Below are 18,768 nucleotides of genomic sequence, written 5' to 3' on the forward strand. Positions count from 1 at the left end.
ATGGTTCACGCTATCTTCTGCGCCCACGGCCAGCTGGCCGGGGCCATGCTTGATTCGGTACGCATGGTCTACGGTGAGGTTAACGTCAGCGCCGTCGCGTTTGTTCCCGGTGAAAACGCGGCGGATATCGCCATTAACCTGGAAAAGTTAGTAAGCGCCCACACCGATGAGGAGTGGGTAATCGCGGTAGATTTGCAGTGCGGAAGCCCATGGAATGCCGCCGCCGGGCTGGCAATGCGTCACCCGCAGATCCGGGTGATTAGCGGCCTGTCGTTGCCGCTGGCGCTCGAGCTGGTGGATAACCAGCATACCCTGAGCGCCGATGACTTATGCCAGCATCTGCAGGTCATCGCCAGTCAGTCCTGTGTGGTCTGGCAGCAGCCAGAAACCGTTGAGGAGGAGTTCTGATGCAAATTACCCTCGCCCGTATTGATGACCGACTGATTCATGGCCAGGTCACCACCGTGTGGTCAAAAGTCGCCAACGCCCAGCGGATAATTATCTGCAATGACGATGTATCTAACGATGAGGTTCGCCGGACCCTGTTGCGCCAGGCGGCCCCGCCAGGCATGAAGGTAAACGTTGTCAGTCTGGAAAAAGCGGTTGCGGTCTATCATAACCCGCAATATCAGGATGAGACCGTCTTTTATTTATTTACCAATCCACATGATGTTTTAACGATGGTGCGCCAGGGCGTGCAGATCGCCACGTTAAATATTGGTGGCATGGCCTGGCGACCCGGAAAAAAACAGCTAACCAAAGCCGTTTCTTTGGATCCGCAGGATATTCAGGCATTCCGTGAACTCGATAAACTGGGCGTAAAACTCGATTTACGCGTGGTCGCATCAGATCCGTCAGTCAATATTCTCGACAAAATTAACGAAACAGCTTTCTGCGAATAAAAAATAGCGCCTGTTGTGATATGCCGTAGCAGGCAGGATGACTCACACCTTAAAGGTCATAAATTATGGAAATTAGTACCCTACAGATAATAGCCATATTTATTTTTTCCTGTATTGCCGGAATGGGCAGTGTGCTGGATGAATTTCAGACCCATCGGCCCCTTATCGCCTGTACCGTGATTGGCCTCATCCTGGGTGATTTAAAAACCGGGGTTATGCTCGGCGGTACGCTGGAGCTGATCGCCCTCGGCTGGATGAACGTGGGGGCAGCACAGTCACCAGATTCGGCGCTGGCCAGCATTATCTCCGCCATTCTGGTGATTGTGGGCCACCAGAGCATTGCCACCGGTATCGCCATTGCTCTGCCGGTGGCCGCCGCCGGGCAGGTGCTGACCGTTTTCGCCCGTACCATTACCGTGGTGTTCCAGCACGCCGCGGACAAAGCGGCCGAGGAGGCGCGCTTTCGCACCATCGACCTGCTGCATGTCTCCGCGCTGGGGGTGCAGGCACTGCGCGTGGCAATCCCGGCGCTGGTGGTCTCACTGTTCGTTAGTGCGGACATGGTCAGCAGTATGCTCAGCGCGATCCCGGAATTCGTCACCCGCGGTCTGCAGATTGCCGGTGGTTTCATTGTCGTCGTGGGCTACGCGATGGTGCTGCGAATGATGGGCGTGAAGTACCTGATGCCCTTCTTTTTCCTCGGTTTTCTCGCCGGAGGTTATCTCGACTTCAGCCTGCTGGCCTTCGGCGGCGTGGGCGTCATCATCGCGCTGATCTACATCCAGCTCAATCCGCAGTGGCGTAAGGCTGAACCCGCCGCCTCCACCGCCCCCTCTGCACCCGCCCTTGACCAGCTTGACGACTAACGGAGCCGAAAATGGAACAGAAAAAAATCACGCAAGGCGACCTGGTGAGCATGTTTCTTCGCTCCAACCTCCAGCAGGCCTCCTTTAACTTCGAACGTATTCATGGCCTGGGATTTTGCTACGACATGATCCCGGCGATCAAACGCCTGTATCCGCTCAAAGCCGATCAGGTCGCGGCGCTGAAGCGTCATCTGGTGTTCTTTAATACCACGCCGGCGGTGTGTGGCCCGGTGATCGGCGTCACCGCCGCCATGGAGGAGGCCCGGGCTAACGGCGCGGCCATTGACGATGGCGCTATCAACGGCATCAAAGTGGGTCTGATGGGCCCGCTGGCCGGCGTCGGCGACCCGCTGGTCTGGGGCACGCTGCGGCCGATTACCGCGGCCCTTGGCGCCTCGCTGGCCCTCTCCGGCAATATTCTGGGACCTTTGTTATTTTTCTTTATTTTCAATGCAGTGCGGCTGGCAATGAAGTGGTACGGCCTGCAACTGGGCTTCCGTAAAGGGGTCAATATCGTCAGCGATATGGGCGGTAACCTGCTGCAGAAGCTGACCGAAGGCGCCTCCATTCTCGGCCTGTTTGTCATGGGGGTGCTGGTGACCAAATGGACCACCATCAATGTGCCGCTGGTGGTGTCCCAAACGCCCGGTGCAGACGGCGCCACCGTCACGATGACCGTCCAGAACATCCTCGATCAGCTCTGCCCCGGCCTGCTGGCGCTGGGCCTGACGCTACTGATGGTGCGTCTGCTGAACAAGAAAGTGAATCCGGTCTGGCTGATTTTCGCCCTTTTCGGCTTAGGCATTATCGGCAACGCCCTCGGCTTTCTGTCCTGATTATTCCGCCCCGGCGATGCCGGGGTGACGTCAACAACATAGCCCCGAAAGATAAAGGGGATGAGGTGGTTTATGCAAACAACAACGGCCCTGCGCCTGTATGGCAAACGAGACCTGCGCCTGGAAACCTTTACCCTCCCGGCGATGCAGGACGATGAGATCCTCGCCCGGGTGGTCACGGACAGCCTGTGTCTTTCCTCATGGAAAGAGGCCAATCAGGGTGCCGATCATAAAAAGGTGCCAGATGATGTGGCCACCAGGCCTATTATTATCGGTCATGAATTCTGCGGCGAAATCCTTGCCGTCGGTAAAAAGTGGCAGCATAAGTTTCAGCCGGGGCAGCGCTACGTGATCCAGGCCAACCTGCAGTTGCCCGACCGACCCGACTGTCCCGGCTACTCATTCCCATGGATCGGTGGCGAAGCCACCCATGTGGTGATCCCCAATGAGGTGATGGCGCAGGATTGCCTGCTCACCTGGGAGGGGGATACCTGGTTTGAAGGATCGCTGGTGGAGCCGCTCTCCTGCGTCATTGGCGCCTTCAACGCCAATTATCATCTGCAGGAGGGGAGTTACAACCACGTGATGGGGATCCGTCCTCAGGGACGCACCCTGATCCTGGGCGGGACGGGGCCGATGGGGCTGCTGGCCATCGACTATGCGCTGCACGGCCCCATCAATCCTTCACTACTGGTAGTGACCGATACCAATAAGCCGAAGCTCAGCTACGCCCGCCGTCATTACCCCTCTGAGCCGCAGACGCTGATCCACTACCTCGACGGCCATGAGGTCAGTCGCGATACGCTGCTGGCGCTCAGCGGCGGCCATGGCTTCGACGATATCTTCGTGTTTGTGCCAAACGAACAGCTGATCACCCTGGCCTCCTCGTTGCTGGCTCCGGACGGCTGCCTGAATTTCTTTGCTGGCCCCCAGGATAAGCAATTCAGCGCCCCGATCAACTTCTACGACGTGCACTACGCCTTTACCCACTACGTCGGCACCTCCGGCGGTAATACTGACGATATGCGCGCCGCGGTGGCGCTGATGCAGGCGAAAAAGGTCCAGACGGCGAAAGTGGTCACCCATATTCTCGGCCTGAACGCCGCGGGCGAAACCACCCTCGATCTGCCTGCCGTCGGCGGGGGAAAAAAGCTGGTGTATACCGGAAAAGCCTTCCCGCTCACGCCGCTGGGCGAGATCGCCGATCCCGAACTGGCAGCGATTGTGGCGCGTCACCATGGGATCTGGTCCCAGGAGGCTGAAGCGTATCTGCTGGCCCACGCGGAGGATATTACACATGATTAACCGCGATACGCTGTTGTGCATCTCCCTGGCGGGTCGCCCCGGCAACTTCGGCACCCGCTTTCATAACTATTTGTATGACAAGCTGGGATTGAACTACCTCTACAAAGCCTTTACGACTAAGGATATTGAGGCGGCGGTAAAAGGGGTTCGTGCATTGGGTATCCGCGGTTGTGCGGTCTCCATGCCGTTTAAAGAGAGCTGCATACCGTTTCTTGACGCTATCGATCCGTCAGCAAAAGTCATCGATTCCGTCAACACCATTGTCAATGACGACGGGAAGTTAACCGGGCTAAACACCGATTACATCGCGGTCAAAAGCCTGATCGCCAGCCATCGGCTCGATACCAACGCCAGAGTGATGATTCAGGGTAGCGGCGGCATGGGGAAAGCCGTCATTGCCGCCTTCCGTGATGCCGGTTTCCGCGACGTGATCATTGCGGCCCGCAATCGCCAGCGCGGCCTGGCGCTGGCAAAACAGTATGGCTTTCAGTGGCAGCCCCTGCCGGAAGGGATCGCAGCCGAGATTCTGGTCAATGTCACACCGCTGGGCATGGCGGGGGGAGCGGAAAGCACCACGCTGGCGTTCAGCGAGGCCATGGTGGCCCAGGCCAGCGTCGTGTTTGACGTGGTCGCGTTGCCGGCGGAAACCCCGCTGATCCGCCTGGCGCAGCAACGGGGTAAGCAAACCATCAGCGGCGCGGAAGTCATTGCCCTGCAAGCCGTCGAGCAATTCGTCCTTTATACCGGCGTACGGCCGGATAGCGCGCTGGTGGCAGAGGCCTCGACGTTTGCCAGAAGCTAGGATGTCCCTCCCGGGAAGGCGTCAACCACGTCCCGGGAGGGCTATCCCGCCAGAAAAGAAGCGGCACGAACGGGAAAGGAAACCGCTTCAGTAGTCATCCCGTTCGTCGTCTTCATCCGGTTGCTCCATCACGCTGTAGGCCACCGAGCAGAACAGGCTGTTCAGACGCTTCATATCCCCCAGCAGCGCCAGGTGCAACGTACTGGTTTCGATACTCTGTACGTTCTGCTGATGCAGACGGTCAACGTGCGCATGCGAGTAACGGCGGTTAAGAATGCGGAACCGGTGTTTGCTGCGCCGCAGACGGCGGGCGCTGGGTACATCGCTGGAGAAGAAGACCGACATCGCCAGCTGCAGATTGCTGAGCAGCAGATCGTACAGCGCATCCAGCTCCTTTAACCCTTCCACCGAGAAGGCGCGCCGCGCCGCCAGCGATTTATCGGCGATCTCGCTGCCCATCCGCTCGACGATATCGGAGGCCTGTTCGAGGTTTAACGACATCTCAATAATTTCCGCCCAACGCCGGGACTCCTCCTCCGCCAGCTCATCCTTTGGCATTCGCGCCAGATAGAGCTTAATGGCGGTGTACAGCACGTTGATATCGTCCGCCATACGACGTAGCTCTTTTTCCTGACGCGGTTCGCCATGCATTACCTTGCGCAGGCTCTCCAGCATCTGCTCCATCGCATCACCAATGCGCAGGGTCTCGCGCGCAGCATTGGCCAGCGCCAGCGCCGGCGTATCCAGCGCCGACGGGTCGAGATGCTTGGGTTTCAGCTGGTTATCCAGCTCGGGCTCATCGCGGATCATACGCTGGCACAGCTTTGCCATCGGTCCGGCAAAGGGGACCATCGCGATGCAGCGCAGCAGGTTGTAAAAGACGTGAAAGTAGATAACCAGCTCGGACTCCGCCAATGGCAGCTTGTGCATCGCCGCAGCCAGCGGATGCACGAACGGCAGAATAATCAGGCTACCCACCAGCTTAAACAGCAGGCTACCCAGCGCCACCCGGCGCGCCGCCGCGTTTGCCGCGCTGTTGTTAAGCATCGCCAACAGCCCGGATCCCAGGTTGGCGCCAATCACCAGGCACAGGGCCACCGGGAAGGAGATCGCTCCCGCCGCGGTCAGCGTCGCCGTCAGCAGCACCGCCGCCAGGCTGGAGTAGCTGATGATCGCGAATACCGCGCCAATTAAGGCATCCAGCATGATATCGCCGGTCAGCGAGGCGAAAATCACCTGCACGCCGTTGGCCTGGGTGATGGGGTTCACGGCCTGCACAATCAGCTCCAGGGCCAGCAGGATCAGCCCCAGACCAATCCCCACCCGCCCCAGCTGCCCGGCGCGGGTTTGCTTGCGGCCAAGGAAGAAGATCACCCCGATAAAAATGAGTAGCGGCGACAACCACGACAGGTCGAAGGTCAGCACCCTCGCCATCAGCGCCGTCCCGACATCGGCCCCCAGCACCATCACCAGCGCTGGCGTCAGGCCCACCAAATCCTGGGCGACAAACGAGGTCACCAGCATGGTAGTGGCATTGCTGCTTTGTACCAGCGCAGTGACGCCAAGACCCGCGCAGAAGGCGAGCGGCTTTTTCTCTACGCTGCTACTGAGAACGGTACGCAGGCGAGCGCCATAGACGCGCATCACCCCGGTACGCACAATATGCGTGCCCCACACCAGCAGAGCAACCGCGGACAACAGGTGTAGCAGAGTTAACACGGAATCAGCTTCTCCTTATCGTTACAGGTGTTCCGACGTTCTGGAACTTCTCTCAGTATAAGGGGTTAACCTCAATAAAGAGACAAGGCGCTCACAGAGCGCCTTGTTTGTTGTAAGGAAAGATGACGGCTTAGTCAGCATCATAGCCCAGATTAGGCGCTAACCAGCGTTCGACTTCCGCCGGCGTCATCCCTTTACGCAGCGCGTAGTCTTCGACCTGGTCGCGCTGGATCTGCGCCACGGCGAAGTACTTGCTGTCCGGATGGCTGAAATACCAGCCGGAAACCGAGGCGCCCGGCCACATGGCGAACGATTCGGTGAGCTTCATACCGGTATGGGCTTCGACGTCCAGCAGCTGCCAGATTGTGCCTTTTTCGGTGTGCTCCGGACAGGCCGGATACCCCGGCGCCGGACGGATCCCCTGGTAGTTCTCGCGGATAAGCTCCTCATTGCTGAGGTTTTCATTGGCTGCATACCCCCAGTACACCTTGCGCACTTTCTCGTGCAGATACTCGGCGAAGGCTTCCGCCAGACGATCGGCGATGGCCTTGATCATGATCTTGTTGTAGTCGTCATGCTGCGCTTCATAGGCGTCCGCCAGCGCATCCTCTTCCAGGCCGCCGGTCACGGCAAAGGCGCCGATGTAGTCCGCCTTGCCGCTCAGCTTCGGCGCAACAAAGTCGGCGAGACAGTAGTTGGCGAAGCCGACTTTTTCCGTCTGCTGACGCAGATGATGGCTCACCGTCAGCACGTGGGTGCGGGTTTCATCACGATAGATTTCCACGTCGTCGCCGACGCGGTTGGCCGGGAACAGCCCCACCACGCCGCGCGGGTTCAGGGTTTTCTCCGCGCTGAGTTTATCCAGCAGCTCGTTGGCGTCTTTGAACAGGCGCTGCGCCTCTTCCCCCACCACTTCATCTTCCAGAATCCGCGGGTATTTGCCCGCCAGTGACCAGGTCATGAAGAACGGCGTCCAGTCGATGTAGTTGCGCAGCGTCTCGATGCTCGCTTCGACCTCGTGGATGCCCAGCCGATGGGCCACCGGCGGGGTATAGTTCTCCCAGTCAAAGGCCAGATCGTTCTCTCGCGCGGCGGCCAGGGTCACTGGCGGCGTACGCGGTTTTTTACGCCCGTGCTGGATACGCACGGTTTCATACTCTTTGCGCGTGCGGGCGACAAAATCATCGCGCTGCGTATCGGAGAGCAGCGAGGCCACCACGCCGACGGTGCGCGAAGCGTTCTGCACGTAGACCGTCGGGCCGCTGTAGTTCTGCTCGATTTTCACCGCCGTGTGCGCTTTCGAGGTGGTCGCCCCCCCGATCAGCAGCGGGATGGTGAAGCCCTGGCGCTCCATCTCTTTCGCCACGTTAACCATCTCGTCCAGCGATGGGGTAATCAGCCCGGAAAGGCCGATCAGATCCGCATTCACCTCTTTGGCGGTTTTAAGGATTTTGTCCGCTGGTACCATCACGCCCAGATCGATAATTTCATAGTTGTTGCACTGCAGCACCACGCCGACGATGTTTTTGCCGATGTCGTGCACATCGCCCTTCACGGTGGCGATCACCATCTTACCGTTGCTGGAGCCTTTTTCTTTACTGGCTTCGATATAAGGTTCGAGGTAGGCCACAGCTTGTTTCATCACGCGTGCGGATTTCACCACCTGCGGCAGGAACATTTTGCCTTCGCCGAACAGGTCGCCGACCACGTTCATGCCGTCCATCAGCGGCCCTTCAATCACCTCGATTGGGCGGGCGGCCAGCTGGCGCGCCTCTTCAGTATCCTGCTCGATAAACTCGGTGATCCCTTTTACCAGCGAGTATTCGAGACGCTTTTTCACGTCCCAGCTGCGCCATTCCGCCTGCTGGGCATTCGCGCCATCGTCCGCTTTGCTGCCGCGATATTTTTCCGCCAGTTCAAGCAGTCTTTCGGTGCTGTCATCGCGGCGGTTGAGGATCACGTCTTCGACCGCGTCGCGCAGCTCGCCCGGCAGATCGTCGTAAATCGCCAGCTGGCCAGCGTTAACGATCCCCATATCCATGCCGTTACGGATCGCGTAGTAGAGGAATACGGCGTGGATCGCCTCACGTACCGGGTCATTACCGCGGAAGGAGAACGACACGTTGGAGACGCCGCCGGAGATCAGCGCATGCGGCAGCTCGCGCTTAATGTCTTCACAGGCGCCGATAAAGTCCTGCGCATAGTTGTTATGCTCTTCGATACCGGTCGCAACCGCGAAGATATTGGGGTCAAAAATGATATCTTCTGGTGGGAAGCCGACCTCTTCGGTGAGGATTTTGTAAGCGCGACGACAAATCTCAATTTTGCGTTCGCGAGTGTCGGCCTGGCCGACTTCGTCAAAGGCCATCACCACTACCGCGGCGCCATAGCGGCGAACCAGCTTCGCATGGTGGATAAAGGGTTCGACACCCTCTTTCATCGAAATCGAGTTAACAATGCCTTTGCCCTGAATGCATTTCAGACCCTTTTCAATGACTTCCCACTTGGAGGAGTCGATCATGATCGGCACGCGGGCAATATCCGGCTCGCCGGCAATCAGGTTGAGGAAGCGCACCATCGCCGCTTCCGCGTCGAGCATCCCCTCATCCATGTTGATATCAATAATCTGCGCGCCGCTTTCGACCTGCTGACGGGCAACGTCCAGCGCTTCGCTGTACTTCTCTTCTTTGATCAAGCGCTTAAATTTAGCAGAACCGGTGACGTTGGTACGTTCGCCGACGTTAACAAACAGGCTGTTATCGCCGATGTTCAGCGGCTCCAGACCGGCGAGGCGGCAGGCCACCGGCAGTTCCGGCAATTGGCGCGGCGGTAAACCGGCCACCGCCCGGCTCATGGCGGCAATATGCTCCGGAGTCGTACCGCAGCAACCGCCGACGATATTGAGGAAACCGGCTTCCGCCCATTCGCGAATTTGCGTCGCCATGGTGTCGGCATCCAGATCGTATTCACCGAAGGCGTTGGGCAGACCGGCGTTCGGGTGCGCGGTGACGTAGCATTCGGCGATGCGCGACAGCTCCTGGACATACTGCCGCAGTTCGTCCGGCCCGAGGGCGCAGTTCAGACCAAACGATAAGGCTTCGGCGTGGCGCAGCGAGTTATAAAAGGCTTCGGTGGTCTGCCCGGAAAGCGTGCGGCCGGAAGCATCGGTGATGGTGCCGGAAATCATCAGCGGCAGGTCAACACCCAGCGCCTCCAGCTCCTCTTTCACCGCATAGATGGCCGCTTTGGCGTTCAGAGTATCAAATACCGTTTCAATCAGGATCAGATCCACACCACCTTCCACCAGCGCCCGGGTGGATTCGCGATAAGCGGCCACCAGCTGGTCAAAGGTAATATTACGGAACGCCGGATCGTTCACATCAGGTGAAATAGAGGCGGTACGGTTGGTCGGGCCAAGCACGCCCGCGACGTAGCGCGGTTTTTCCGGCGTGCGGGCCGTCCAGGCGTCGGCGCTGGCGCGAGCCAGCTTCGCCGCGGCAAAGTTGATCTCTGCCGACAGGGATTCCATCTGGTAATCCGCCATCGCGATGGTCGTCGAGTTAAAGGTGTTGGTCTCAATGATATCCGCGCCAGCCTCGAAGTAGGCGTCGTGGATCTCGCGGATCACCTCGGGCTTGCTGAGCACCAGCAGGTCGTTGTTGCCTTTCAGGTCGCACGGCCAGTCAGCAAAGCGCTCACCGCGAAAGTCCTGCTCACTCAGACGATAGCCCTGGATCATGGTGCCCATGCCCCCATCCAGAACCAGAATACGTTCTTTTAACTGCTGATGCAGTTGCTCAACTTTGCTGCTCACACTTGCTCCCGACAACGCTCAACTCAGGCCAAATAGCCAACAAACCATACTGGCATAAACCACCGGAGCGGAAAAGACAACAACAGGCAATATGAGACATGTTCAGCTTCACTCATCCGATGAGTCCGGTTGTGATTGCATTATCGCCAAATAAAACGAAAATCATTTCCACGATACAGAAAAAGGAGTCCGCGATGGCCACTACCCCCGTTCCCGCGAAACGCGGCAGAAAACCCGCGGCTGCCACCGCCCAGCAGGCTGGCGGTCAGGTTCAGTCGCTGACCCGCGGCCTGAAATTACTCGAATGGATTGCTGAGTCCCACAGCAGCGTCGCGCTGACCGAGCTGGCGCAACAGGCGGGTCTGCCCAACTCCACCACACACCGTCTGCTGACCACCATGCAGCAGCTGGGCTTCGTCCGCCAGGTCGGTGAGCTGGGACACTGGGCCGTCGGGGCGCATGCCTTCGTGGTCGGCAGCAGCTTTCTGCAAAGCCGTAATCTGCTGGCCATTGTCCACCCGATCCTGCGCCAGCTGATGGAAGATTCCGGTGAAACGGTGAACCTGGCGGTGCTCGACCAGAGCGACCACCAGGCGATCATTATCGATCAGGTGCAGTGCACCCAGCTGATGCGTATGTCGGCGCCGATCGGCGGTAAGCTGCCGATGCACGCCTCTGGCGCCGGGAAGGCGTTTCTCTCGCAATTGAGCGAAGAGCAGGTCACCAGCCTGCTGCACCGTAAAGGGCTTCATGCCTATACGCATGCCACGCTGGTCTCCCCGCTACATCTGAAGGAAGATTTAGCCCAGATCCGCAAGCGGGGTTACTCTTTCGATGACGAGGAGCACGCGCTCGGCCTGCGCTGCGTCGCCGCCTGCATTTACGATGAACATCGCGAACCGTTCGCGGCGATTTCTATCTCCGGCCCCATCTCGCGTATGACCGATGATCGGGTAACCGAGCTTGGCGCGCTGGTCATTAAGGCCGCGAAAGAGGTCACGCTGGCATACGGCGGGGTTAAATAAAAAATGCCCCAGAGGGGCATTTTAAGTAGGCCTGATAAGCGTAGCGCCATCAGGCAGATCGGCGCACCTTGCCGGATGGCGGCGTAAACGCCTTATCCGGCCTACTGTCGGCGCCATAGCGCACGCTAAAACGCTGCTTACGCCGGTAGGCGTAGACATCTTCCACATGGCCGTTTTTAATCCGCGTCTGCAGTTCGCGCCAGTAGTCCGCGCGCAGCAGGTCGGCATGCATCTCCTCAAACAGCGGCCCAATGCGCGGGTCGGCGCACAGCCAGTGGCGGAACTCCTCCGGAAACACATCCCCCGGCGAGACGCTATACCACGGCTCGCTGGCCAGCTCATCCTCCGGATAGCGCGGCGGCGGGATCTGGCGGAAATTCACCTCCGTCATATAGCAGATTTCATCATAGTCGTAGAACACCACCCGGCCGTGGCGGGTGACGCCGAAGTTTTTAAACAGCATATCGCCGGGAAAGATGTTGGCGGCAGCCAGCTGGCGGATAGCATTGCCATACTCTTCTACCGCATCACGCAATGCCTGGCCATTAACCTGCTCCAGCCACAGGTTGAGCGGCACCATTCGCCGCTCAATATAGAGATGGCTGATGACGATGCGGTCGCCGAGATCGGTGAGTTTGTTCCCCGCTTCCGCCTGCAACAGCGCCATCAGCGCCGGCGCGATTTGCCGTTTATCCAGCACGAAATTTTCAAACTCCTGGGTATCCGCCATCCGCCCGACGCGGTCATGCTCCTTTACCAACTGATAGCAGGCGCGCACGTGGGCGGCGGTCATCTCTTTCTGCGGCGCGAAGCGGTCTTTGATCACCTTAAACACCCGGTCAAACCCCGGCAAGGTAAACACCAGCATCACCATCCCGCGAATGCCCGGCGCTTCAATAAACTGCTCATCGCAGCGCGTAATGTAGTGCAGATATTCGCGATAGCTTTCGGTTTTGGCGTGCTTCTGACAGCCAATCGCCATGTACAGCTCGGCCGTCGTTTTACCCGGCAGGATCTCACGCAGCCATTCCACCAGAGCGCCGGGCAACGGCGCATAAACCATAAAATAGGAACGCGCGAAGCCAAAAACGATGCTCGCTTCGGCATGGGTTGTCAGGCAGGTATCGACAAACAGCTCGCCCTCATCGCTGCGGTGGATCGGTAGCAAAAAAGGCAGCGTCGCCATCGGCATCACCAGTTTGCCCACCAGCCAGGCGGCTTTATTTCGATAGAACAGCTCGTTGGCGACCTGCAGATGACAGGTGGCGAGCAGTTCCTCCCCCAGCGCCTCCTGCAGACTGGCAATGATATAGCCGATATCCCGCGCTTTGTTCTGCCACGGCAACCGCAGCGGCAAATCGGACAGTACTTTGCCCAGCAGGTGCGACCAGCCGCGTTCCGGAAAAAAATCTTTCGCCAGCGGTCGCGGGAGGGTGCGAAAGGGACGCTCGGGCTGCGAACTGAAAATAAAGAGCCGCTCGGGGGTCAGCGAGCGGTGGTCAAACAGTCGGCAGTAGACCGAATTGAAAAAGCTCTCGGCAATTTCAAAGCGAGGGTAATCCGGCAACAGTTGGGTGTACTGCTGTTTCACCCGCAAAAGAAAATCGACGTCGGTACTTTTCCCTTCGGTAATGCAGCGCAGCTGCTCTACCACCAGGCCAACGTGGTGATCGTAGAGATGGATACGCTGCTTCATCGCCTGCTGTACGGCGTGCCAGTCAGCCTGTTCAAAGCGCTGCTGCGCGCCGGAGGTCACCTCCAGGAAACGCCCGTACTGGGCGTCGAATCCCTGTAAAATGGTTTGGGCAATCAGTAGTTCCAGGCCACGCGTCATCGCTTTCCCCCATCCGGCACCACGTCATGCCGGATGGCGCGCTCGCTTATCCGGCCTGCATCCCTTCCCAGGCCCGGTCAGCGTCGCGCCACCGGGCATGGCTCAAAACTGATCTTCTTCGGTCGAGCCGGTCAGCGCCGTCACCGATGAGGCGCCGCCCTGGATAATGGTAGTGACTTTGTCGAAGTAGCCAGTGCCCACCTCCTGCTGGTGCGAGACGAAGCTATAGCCTTCCGGCGCGGCAGCGAATTCCGGCTGCTGCACTTTCTCAACATAGTGGCGCATCCCCTCACCCTGAGCGTAGGCATGGGCGAGGTCGAACATGTTGAACCACATGCTGTGGATCCCGGCGAGGGTAATAAACTGGTATTTGTATCCCATGTCCGACAGCTGCTGCTGGAAGCTGGCGATGGTTTTATCGTCGAGATTTTTCTTCCAGTTAAACGACGGCGAGCAGTTATAGGCCAGCAGTTTGCCTGGGAAACGTGCATGAATAGCCTCGGCAAAGCGGCGCGCCTGCTCAAGATCCGGTTTCGACGTTTCGCACCACACCAGATCCGCATACGGCGCATAAGCCAGCCCGCGACTGATCGCCTGCTCGATCCCGGCGTGGGTGCGGAAGAACCCTTCGCTGGTGCGATCCCCGGTAATAAACTCACGATCGTACGGATCGCAGTCTGAGGTAATCAAATCCGCAGCGTCGGCATCGGTACGGGCAATCACCAGCGTCGGGACCCCCATCACGTCGGCTGCCAGACGCGCCGCAACCAGCTTCTGAATCGCCTCCTGAGTCGGGACCAGCACTTTACCGCCCATATGACCGCACTTCTTCACTGACGCCAGCTGATCTTCGAAGTGAACAGCCGCTGCACCGGCTTCAATCATCGATTTCATCAGCTCAAAGGCGTTAAGGACGCCGCCAAAACCGGCCTCCGCATCCGCCACGATCGGCAGGAAGTAGTCGATATAACGCGGATCGTTCGGTTCAATCCCGACCGACCACTGGATCTGATCGGCGCGGCGGAAAGTGTTGTTGATCCGATCCACCACCGCCGGTACCGAGTTGGCCGGATACAGAGATTGATCCGGGTACATGCTGGACGCCAGGTTAGCATCCGCCGCCACCTGCCAACCTGAGAGATAAATGGCTTCGATGCCGGCCTTTGCCTGCTGCAAGGCCTGGCCGCCGGTCAGCGCGCCGAGACTATTGATGTACCCTTTTTTCGCCTCACCGTGCAGCAGACGCCACATTTTCGCCGCGCCAAGCTGCGCCAGCGTGCATTCCGGATTCACCGAGCCGCGTAACTTCACCACCTCTTCCGCGCTGTACGGGCGGGTAATGCCTTCCCAGCGCGGGTTCGTCCACTCTTTGTTTAATTCTTCGATTTGTTGGGTACGGGTTTTCATGTGCAGATGCTCCATATAATTTCCTGGCTCCCCAGGCTCATTGGTGAAGGACTAAATGGCGAACAACACCTTCTGGCGGTTAGGCCAACAGGCGGTAGCCCGGTAATGTCAGAAAATCAATTAGCTCGTCGGAGGTGGTGATCTGCTCCATCAGTCGCGCCGCATCGTCAAAGCGGCCGTGGCTGAAACGGTGCTCTCCCAGCTCCTCCTGAATCACCATCAGCTCTTCCGCCAGCCACTGGCGGAACAGCGCCTTAGTAACCGGGGTACCATCGTTCAGGGTTTTCTGATGATGGATCCACTGCCAGATAGAGGTGCGCGAGATCTCGGCCGTCGCGGCGTCTTCCATCAGGCCATAAATCGGGACGCAACCGTTGCCAGAGATCCAGGCTTCGATGTACTGCACCGCCACACGAATGTTGGCGCGCATCCCGGCTTCCGTACGCTCGCCCTCGCAGGGGGCCAGCAGCTGTTCGGCGGTAATTGGCGCATCCTCGTTACGGGTCACCGAGAGCTGATTCGGCTTATCGCCCAGCACACGGTTAAACACCGCCATAGCGGTATCCGCCAGCCCCGGATGAGCGATCCAGGTCCCATCGTGCCCGTTGTTCGCCTCCAGCTCTTTATCGGCGGTGACTTTATTCAGCACCTGGCGGTTACGTTCGGCATCTTTGCTCGGGATAAACGCCGCCATGCCGCCCATCGCAAACGCACCGCGTTTGTGGCAGGTCTTAATCAACAAACGTGAGTAGGCGCTGAGGAAGGGTTTATCCATCGTCACCACCTGACGGTCAGGCAACACGCGGTCCGGATGGTTTTTCAGCGTTTTGATATAGCTGAAGATGTAGTCCCAACGGCCGCAGTTCAGGCCAACAATATGGTCGCGCAGCGCATGCAGGATCTCATCCATCTGGAACACCGCTGGCAGCGTCTCAATCAGCAGCGTGGCCTTGATGGTGCCGCGCGGCAGGTCAAAGCGATCTTCCGTAAAGCTGAAGACATCGTTCCACCATGCCGCCTCCTGCCAGGCCTGGGTTTTTGGCAGATAGAAGTAGGGACCGCTCCCCTTCGCCAGCAGCGCCTGGTAGTTATGAAAGAAATAAAGCGCAAAATCGAACAGACTGCCGGGGATAGCCTCATTACGCCAGGTGACGTGTTTTTCCGGCAGGTGCAGGCCGCGCACACGGCATACCAGCACGGCGGGATTGGGCTGCAGCTGGTAGATTTTGCCGGCCTCGTTGGCGTAGCTGATGGTCCCGTTCACGGCATCACGCAGGTTAATTTGGCCATCAATGACTTTACGCCAGTCAGGCGCCAGCGAATCCTCAAAGTCCGCCATAAAGACTTTGACGTTGGCATTCATCGCGTTAATGACCATTTTGCGTTCGACGGGGCCGGTGATTTCAACGCGGCGATCCTGCAAATCCGCCGGGATACCGCGAATAGTCCAGCTTCCATTTCTAATGGAATCGGTTTCCGAAATGAAATCCGGAAGTACACCTTCATCAATGGCCTGCTGCTGCTGCTGACGCGCGGCCAGCAGCTTATTACGCGCCGGCGCAAAGCGGCTCACCAGTTCCGTCAGAAATTCTACCGCCTCAGGCGTTAAGATCTGCTTCTCCTGCTCGCCATAGGGCTGACTAAAGGCCAGTTCATCGGTGATTGTCGCCTGCTGCGTCATTGTGCTGTTCCTCTTGGTTGATCCGCTGGAAGCGAGCGAAAGATCGTTGTGTAGTTTTCGCTCAGCACAATTAAGACTACTCAATTAATTTTCAAAATCAAAAACAATTTCCATTTTAATTTTAAAATACCATTAACATATTGATAACAATAGAATTAAAGTTATCATTGGCCGTGAAGTGAATTTCGGAAATAAAAAAGGCACCCGAAGGTGCCAGAGGCAAAGTGCTGAAACGCTTTAGGATCGTTTCGTGTAGAGTATTACTCTAACGTAGGATTCATATGTCGCAGATCGTATGGTGTAATCTGGTAGACATAATAGTTAAGCCAGTTAGCGAACAGCAGATTGCCGTGGCTCCGCCAGGTGGCGCGCGGTTTGTTCTGCGGGTCGTTTTGCGGAAAATAGTTGTAAGGCACCTCTGGATCCAAACCGGCTTCCACGTCGCGGAAATATTCGCTTGCCAGGGTATTGGCATCGTACTCCGGATGGCCGGTGACAAAGGCTATACGCTTATCTTTGCTGGCAAACAAATACGCATCGCCCTCTTCCGTCTCCGCGAGGATCTCGAGATCGGTGTAGTCGCGGATAAGCCCCGCCGGAAAATCAGCATAGCGTGAGTGCGGGGCCAGGAAAGAGTCGTCGAAGCCGCGGGTCAGTAAGGCGTGTGGATGCAGAATATGGTGTTCATAGACGCCGGAAATCTTTTCGGCGCGGGTCTGCTTGGGAATGCCGTACAGAATATTCAGCGCGGCCTGAACCGCCCAACAGACGAACAGCGTGGAAGTGACGTGATCCTTCGCCCACTCCAGCACCTGTTTGATCTGTGGCCAGTAAGCAACATCGTTAAACTCAACCAGGCCTAAGGGGGCACCGGTGACAATCAGGCCATCAAAGTTCTGATCGCAGATCTCATCGAAATTGCAGTAAAAGTTATTCAGATGCTCCGTCGGCGTATTACGCGACTCACGCGCATCAATACGCAACAACTGGATGTCCACCTGCAGCGGAGAGTTCGACAGCAGACGCAGGAACTGATTTTCCGTCTCGATTTTCTTCGGCATCAGGTTGAGGATTAACACCTTCAGGGGGCGAATTTCCTGAGTCGTTGCACGCGTTGCCGTCATCACAAAGACGTTTTCATTGCGCAAGAAATTGACGGCTGGTAGCTCGTCCTGCACCCGAATTGGCATAACTGTATTACCTCATAGCATACGTATAAACGTTTAGACATCCAGATAGCTGAAGATAACCAGGAATCGGGTGAATGTCGAGTCTGCATGTTCACGGTGAGAAAATTTCACGGCGCGCGTTGAGTTAGAATATAAGAATGAAGAAAAGGAGAAAATATGGTTATTAGCATCCGCCGTTCCCGGCCTGATGAAGGGGATAAACTGATTGCGATATGGTGTCGGTCGGTCGACGCCACGCACGATTTTCTGTCAAAAGCGTATCGAAAGGAGCTGGAGGAGATGGTACGCGCATTTTTACCGGAGGCTCCGCTGTGGGTGGCGGTTAACGTCCAGGACGAGCCGATCGCCTTTATGCTGCTTACCGGAGAGCATATGGACGCGCTGTTCGTCGATCCGGATGTCCGCGGCTGTGGCGTGGGGAAATTGCTGATTGAGCATGCGCTGTCGTTAACGCCGAAGCTGACGACGAATGTGAATGAGCAGAATGAACAAGCGGTCGGGTTTTATCAGAGGATGGGTTTTAACGTGACAGGGCGTTCTGAGACGGACGATCTGGGGCAACCGTATCCGTTATTGAATTTGATACACGAGCAGCAGGCTGAAGCAGATTAAGATTGACGTCGCAACTGCTGACCCTTAGACAGGGGCCTCCCCGGAGGCGGTGCTGCGCACCTTGTCCGGGCTACCAGTCAGCCCCGGTTTGTAGCCCCGGTAAGCGCAGCGCCACCGGGGAGATATACCCCACACAGCAAAAAACCCCGCACCTTTCGGCACGGGGTTCTTTTTTAACGCAGAACAAAAAGCTCAGTCTTTCGACTGAGCTTTCTGCTTTATTTGATGCCTGGCAGTTCCCTACTCTCACATGGGGAGACCCCACACTACCATCGGCGCTACGGCGTTTCACTTCTGAGTTCGGCATGGGGTCAGGTGGGACCACCGCGCTGTCGCCGCCAGGCAAATTCTTTGTGCTCAGTACGCAATTCTTTATCGCATCAGCCGCGTTGCCTGCGCTCGTCAACTCAGTCACATACTTCAGTATGCTCCTTCCTTTCCTTCGCTTGTCGCCTTGCTGCTGCGCAAATTATTGCGTACTCAACTCTGAATCTAAGCTGAAAATCTTCTCTCAAATCGCCAAAACAGCTTCGGCGTTGTAAGGTTAAGCCTCACGGTTCATTAGTACCGGTTAGCTCAACGCATCGCTGCGCTTACACACCCGGCCTATCAACGTCGTCGTCTTCAACGTTCCTTCAGGAGACTTATAGTCTCAGGGAGAACTCATCTCGGGGCAAGTTTCGTGCTTAGATGCTTTCAGCACTTATCTCTTCCGCATTTAGCTACCGGGCAATGCCATTGGCATGACAACCCGAACACCAGTGATGCGTCCACT

General features: G+C 57.5%; 14 protein-coding genes and 2 rRNA genes. 8 read left to right on the plus strand and 8 right to left on the minus strand.

Going from position 1 to position 18,768, the window contains the following annotated elements:
• From CWM54_RS22405 to CWM54_RS22430, 6 genes are all read left to right on the plus strand, one after another.
• Entirely contained in the window at positions 1-408 is a 408-nt protein-coding gene (locus CWM54_RS22405) for a mannose/fructose/sorbose PTS transporter subunit IIA (RefSeq protein ID WP_100698517.1), read from the plus strand.
• Positions 408-902 carry a mannose/fructose/sorbose PTS transporter subunit IIB gene (locus CWM54_RS22410; protein WP_061156137.1) on the plus strand — a complete coding sequence of 165 codons (495 nt, stop codon included), beginning with the start codon at positions 408-410 and terminating at the stop codon, positions 900-902. The genes CWM54_RS22405 and CWM54_RS22410 overlap by 1 nt, the downstream gene beginning before the upstream one ends.
• 65 nt (positions 903-967) lie before the next feature.
• The gene (locus CWM54_RS22415) at positions 968-1,768 is read left to right on the plus strand and encodes a PTS mannose/fructose/sorbose transporter subunit IIC (RefSeq protein WP_002884608.1); all 801 of its coding nucleotides are present in this window, start codon (positions 968-970) and stop codon (positions 1,766-1,768) included.
• Between the two features lie 11 nt (positions 1,769-1,779).
• On the plus strand, positions 1,780-2,604 hold the full coding sequence (locus CWM54_RS22420) for a PTS system mannose/fructose/sorbose family transporter subunit IID (protein ID WP_002884590.1): 825 nt from the start codon (positions 1,780-1,782) through the stop codon (positions 2,602-2,604).
• Between the two features lie 72 nt (positions 2,605-2,676).
• Positions 2,677-3,909, plus strand: coding sequence for an L-sorbose 1-phosphate reductase (sorE, locus tag CWM54_RS22425; RefSeq protein WP_100698519.1), 1,233 nt, complete (start codon positions 2,677-2,679; stop codon positions 3,907-3,909).
• Entirely contained in the window at positions 3,902-4,711 is an 810-nt protein-coding gene (locus CWM54_RS22430) for a shikimate 5-dehydrogenase (protein WP_100698521.1), read from the plus strand. Before sorE ends, CWM54_RS22430 begins: the two co-directional genes overlap by 8 nt.
• 87 nt (positions 4,712-4,798) lie before the next feature.
• On the opposite strand, the gene CWM54_RS22435 is transcribed toward CWM54_RS22430, so the two are convergent.
• Together CWM54_RS22435 and metH are read right to left on the minus strand one after the other, a co-directional pair.
• Positions 4,799-6,430: a Na/Pi cotransporter family protein gene (locus tag CWM54_RS22435; protein WP_061156140.1), complete on the minus strand. Its 1,632-nt coding sequence runs from the start codon at positions 6,428-6,430 to the stop codon at positions 4,799-4,801.
• A gap of 130 nt (positions 6,431-6,560) precedes the next feature.
• Positions 6,561-10,244: a methionine synthase gene (metH, locus tag CWM54_RS22440; RefSeq protein WP_100681887.1), complete on the minus strand. Its 3,684-nt coding sequence runs from the start codon at positions 10,242-10,244 to the stop codon at positions 6,561-6,563.
• A gap of 194 nt (positions 10,245-10,438) precedes the next feature.
• Between metH and iclR the strand changes: the two genes are divergently transcribed.
• Positions 10,439-11,269 (plus strand): glyoxylate bypass operon transcriptional repressor IclR, encoded by an 831-nt coding sequence (gene iclR, locus CWM54_RS22445; protein WP_061156434.1) that lies wholly within the window; start codon positions 10,439-10,441, stop codon positions 11,267-11,269.
• A gap of 49 nt (positions 11,270-11,318) precedes the next feature.
• Here iclR and aceK read toward each other — a convergent pair whose 3' ends face one another.
• The 4 genes from aceK to metA form a co-directional block, all read right to left on the minus strand.
• A complete protein-coding gene (gene aceK / locus CWM54_RS22450; RefSeq protein WP_100698523.1) occupies positions 11,319-13,103 on the minus strand; it encodes a bifunctional isocitrate dehydrogenase kinase/phosphatase in 1,785 nt (594 codons plus the stop codon).
• A 102-nt stretch (positions 13,104-13,205) separates the two neighbouring features.
• Complete coding sequence (gene aceA, locus CWM54_RS22455; RefSeq protein ID WP_012543201.1) at positions 13,206-14,510, minus strand: isocitrate lyase; 1,305 nt, start codon at positions 14,508-14,510, stop codon at positions 13,206-13,208.
• Between the two features lie 79 nt (positions 14,511-14,589).
• Positions 14,590-16,191, minus strand: a complete 1,602-nt coding sequence (gene aceB, locus CWM54_RS22460) for a malate synthase A (protein WP_100698525.1) — start codon at positions 16,189-16,191, stop codon at positions 14,590-14,592.
• 260 nt (positions 16,192-16,451) lie between these two features.
• On the minus strand, positions 16,452-17,381 hold the full coding sequence (gene metA / locus CWM54_RS22465) for a homoserine O-acetyltransferase MetA (protein ID WP_074387372.1): 930 nt from the start codon (positions 17,379-17,381) through the stop codon (positions 16,452-16,454).
• A 156-nt stretch (positions 17,382-17,537) separates the two neighbouring features.
• Here metA and CWM54_RS22470 point away from each other — a divergent pair, with 156 nt between their 5' ends.
• Positions 17,538-17,993 (plus strand): acetyltransferase, encoded by a 456-nt coding sequence (locus CWM54_RS22470; RefSeq protein ID WP_100698527.1) that lies wholly within the window; start codon positions 17,538-17,540, stop codon positions 17,991-17,993.
• Between the two features lie 227 nt (positions 17,994-18,220).
• On the opposite strand, the gene rrf is transcribed toward CWM54_RS22470, so the two are convergent.
• Both rrf and CWM54_RS22480 read right to left on the minus strand, forming a co-directional pair.
• Positions 18,221-18,336 (minus strand): 5S ribosomal RNA (gene rrf / locus CWM54_RS22475).
• Between the two features lie 197 nt (positions 18,337-18,533).
• Positions 18,534-18,768, minus strand: a 23S ribosomal RNA gene (locus tag CWM54_RS22480); the annotation flags it as partial.

This window comes from Klebsiella sp. D-Nf1, assembly GCF_002810515.1.
GTDB classification, from domain to species: Bacteria; Pseudomonadota; Gammaproteobacteria; order Enterobacterales; family Enterobacteriaceae; genus Klebsiella; species Klebsiella variicola.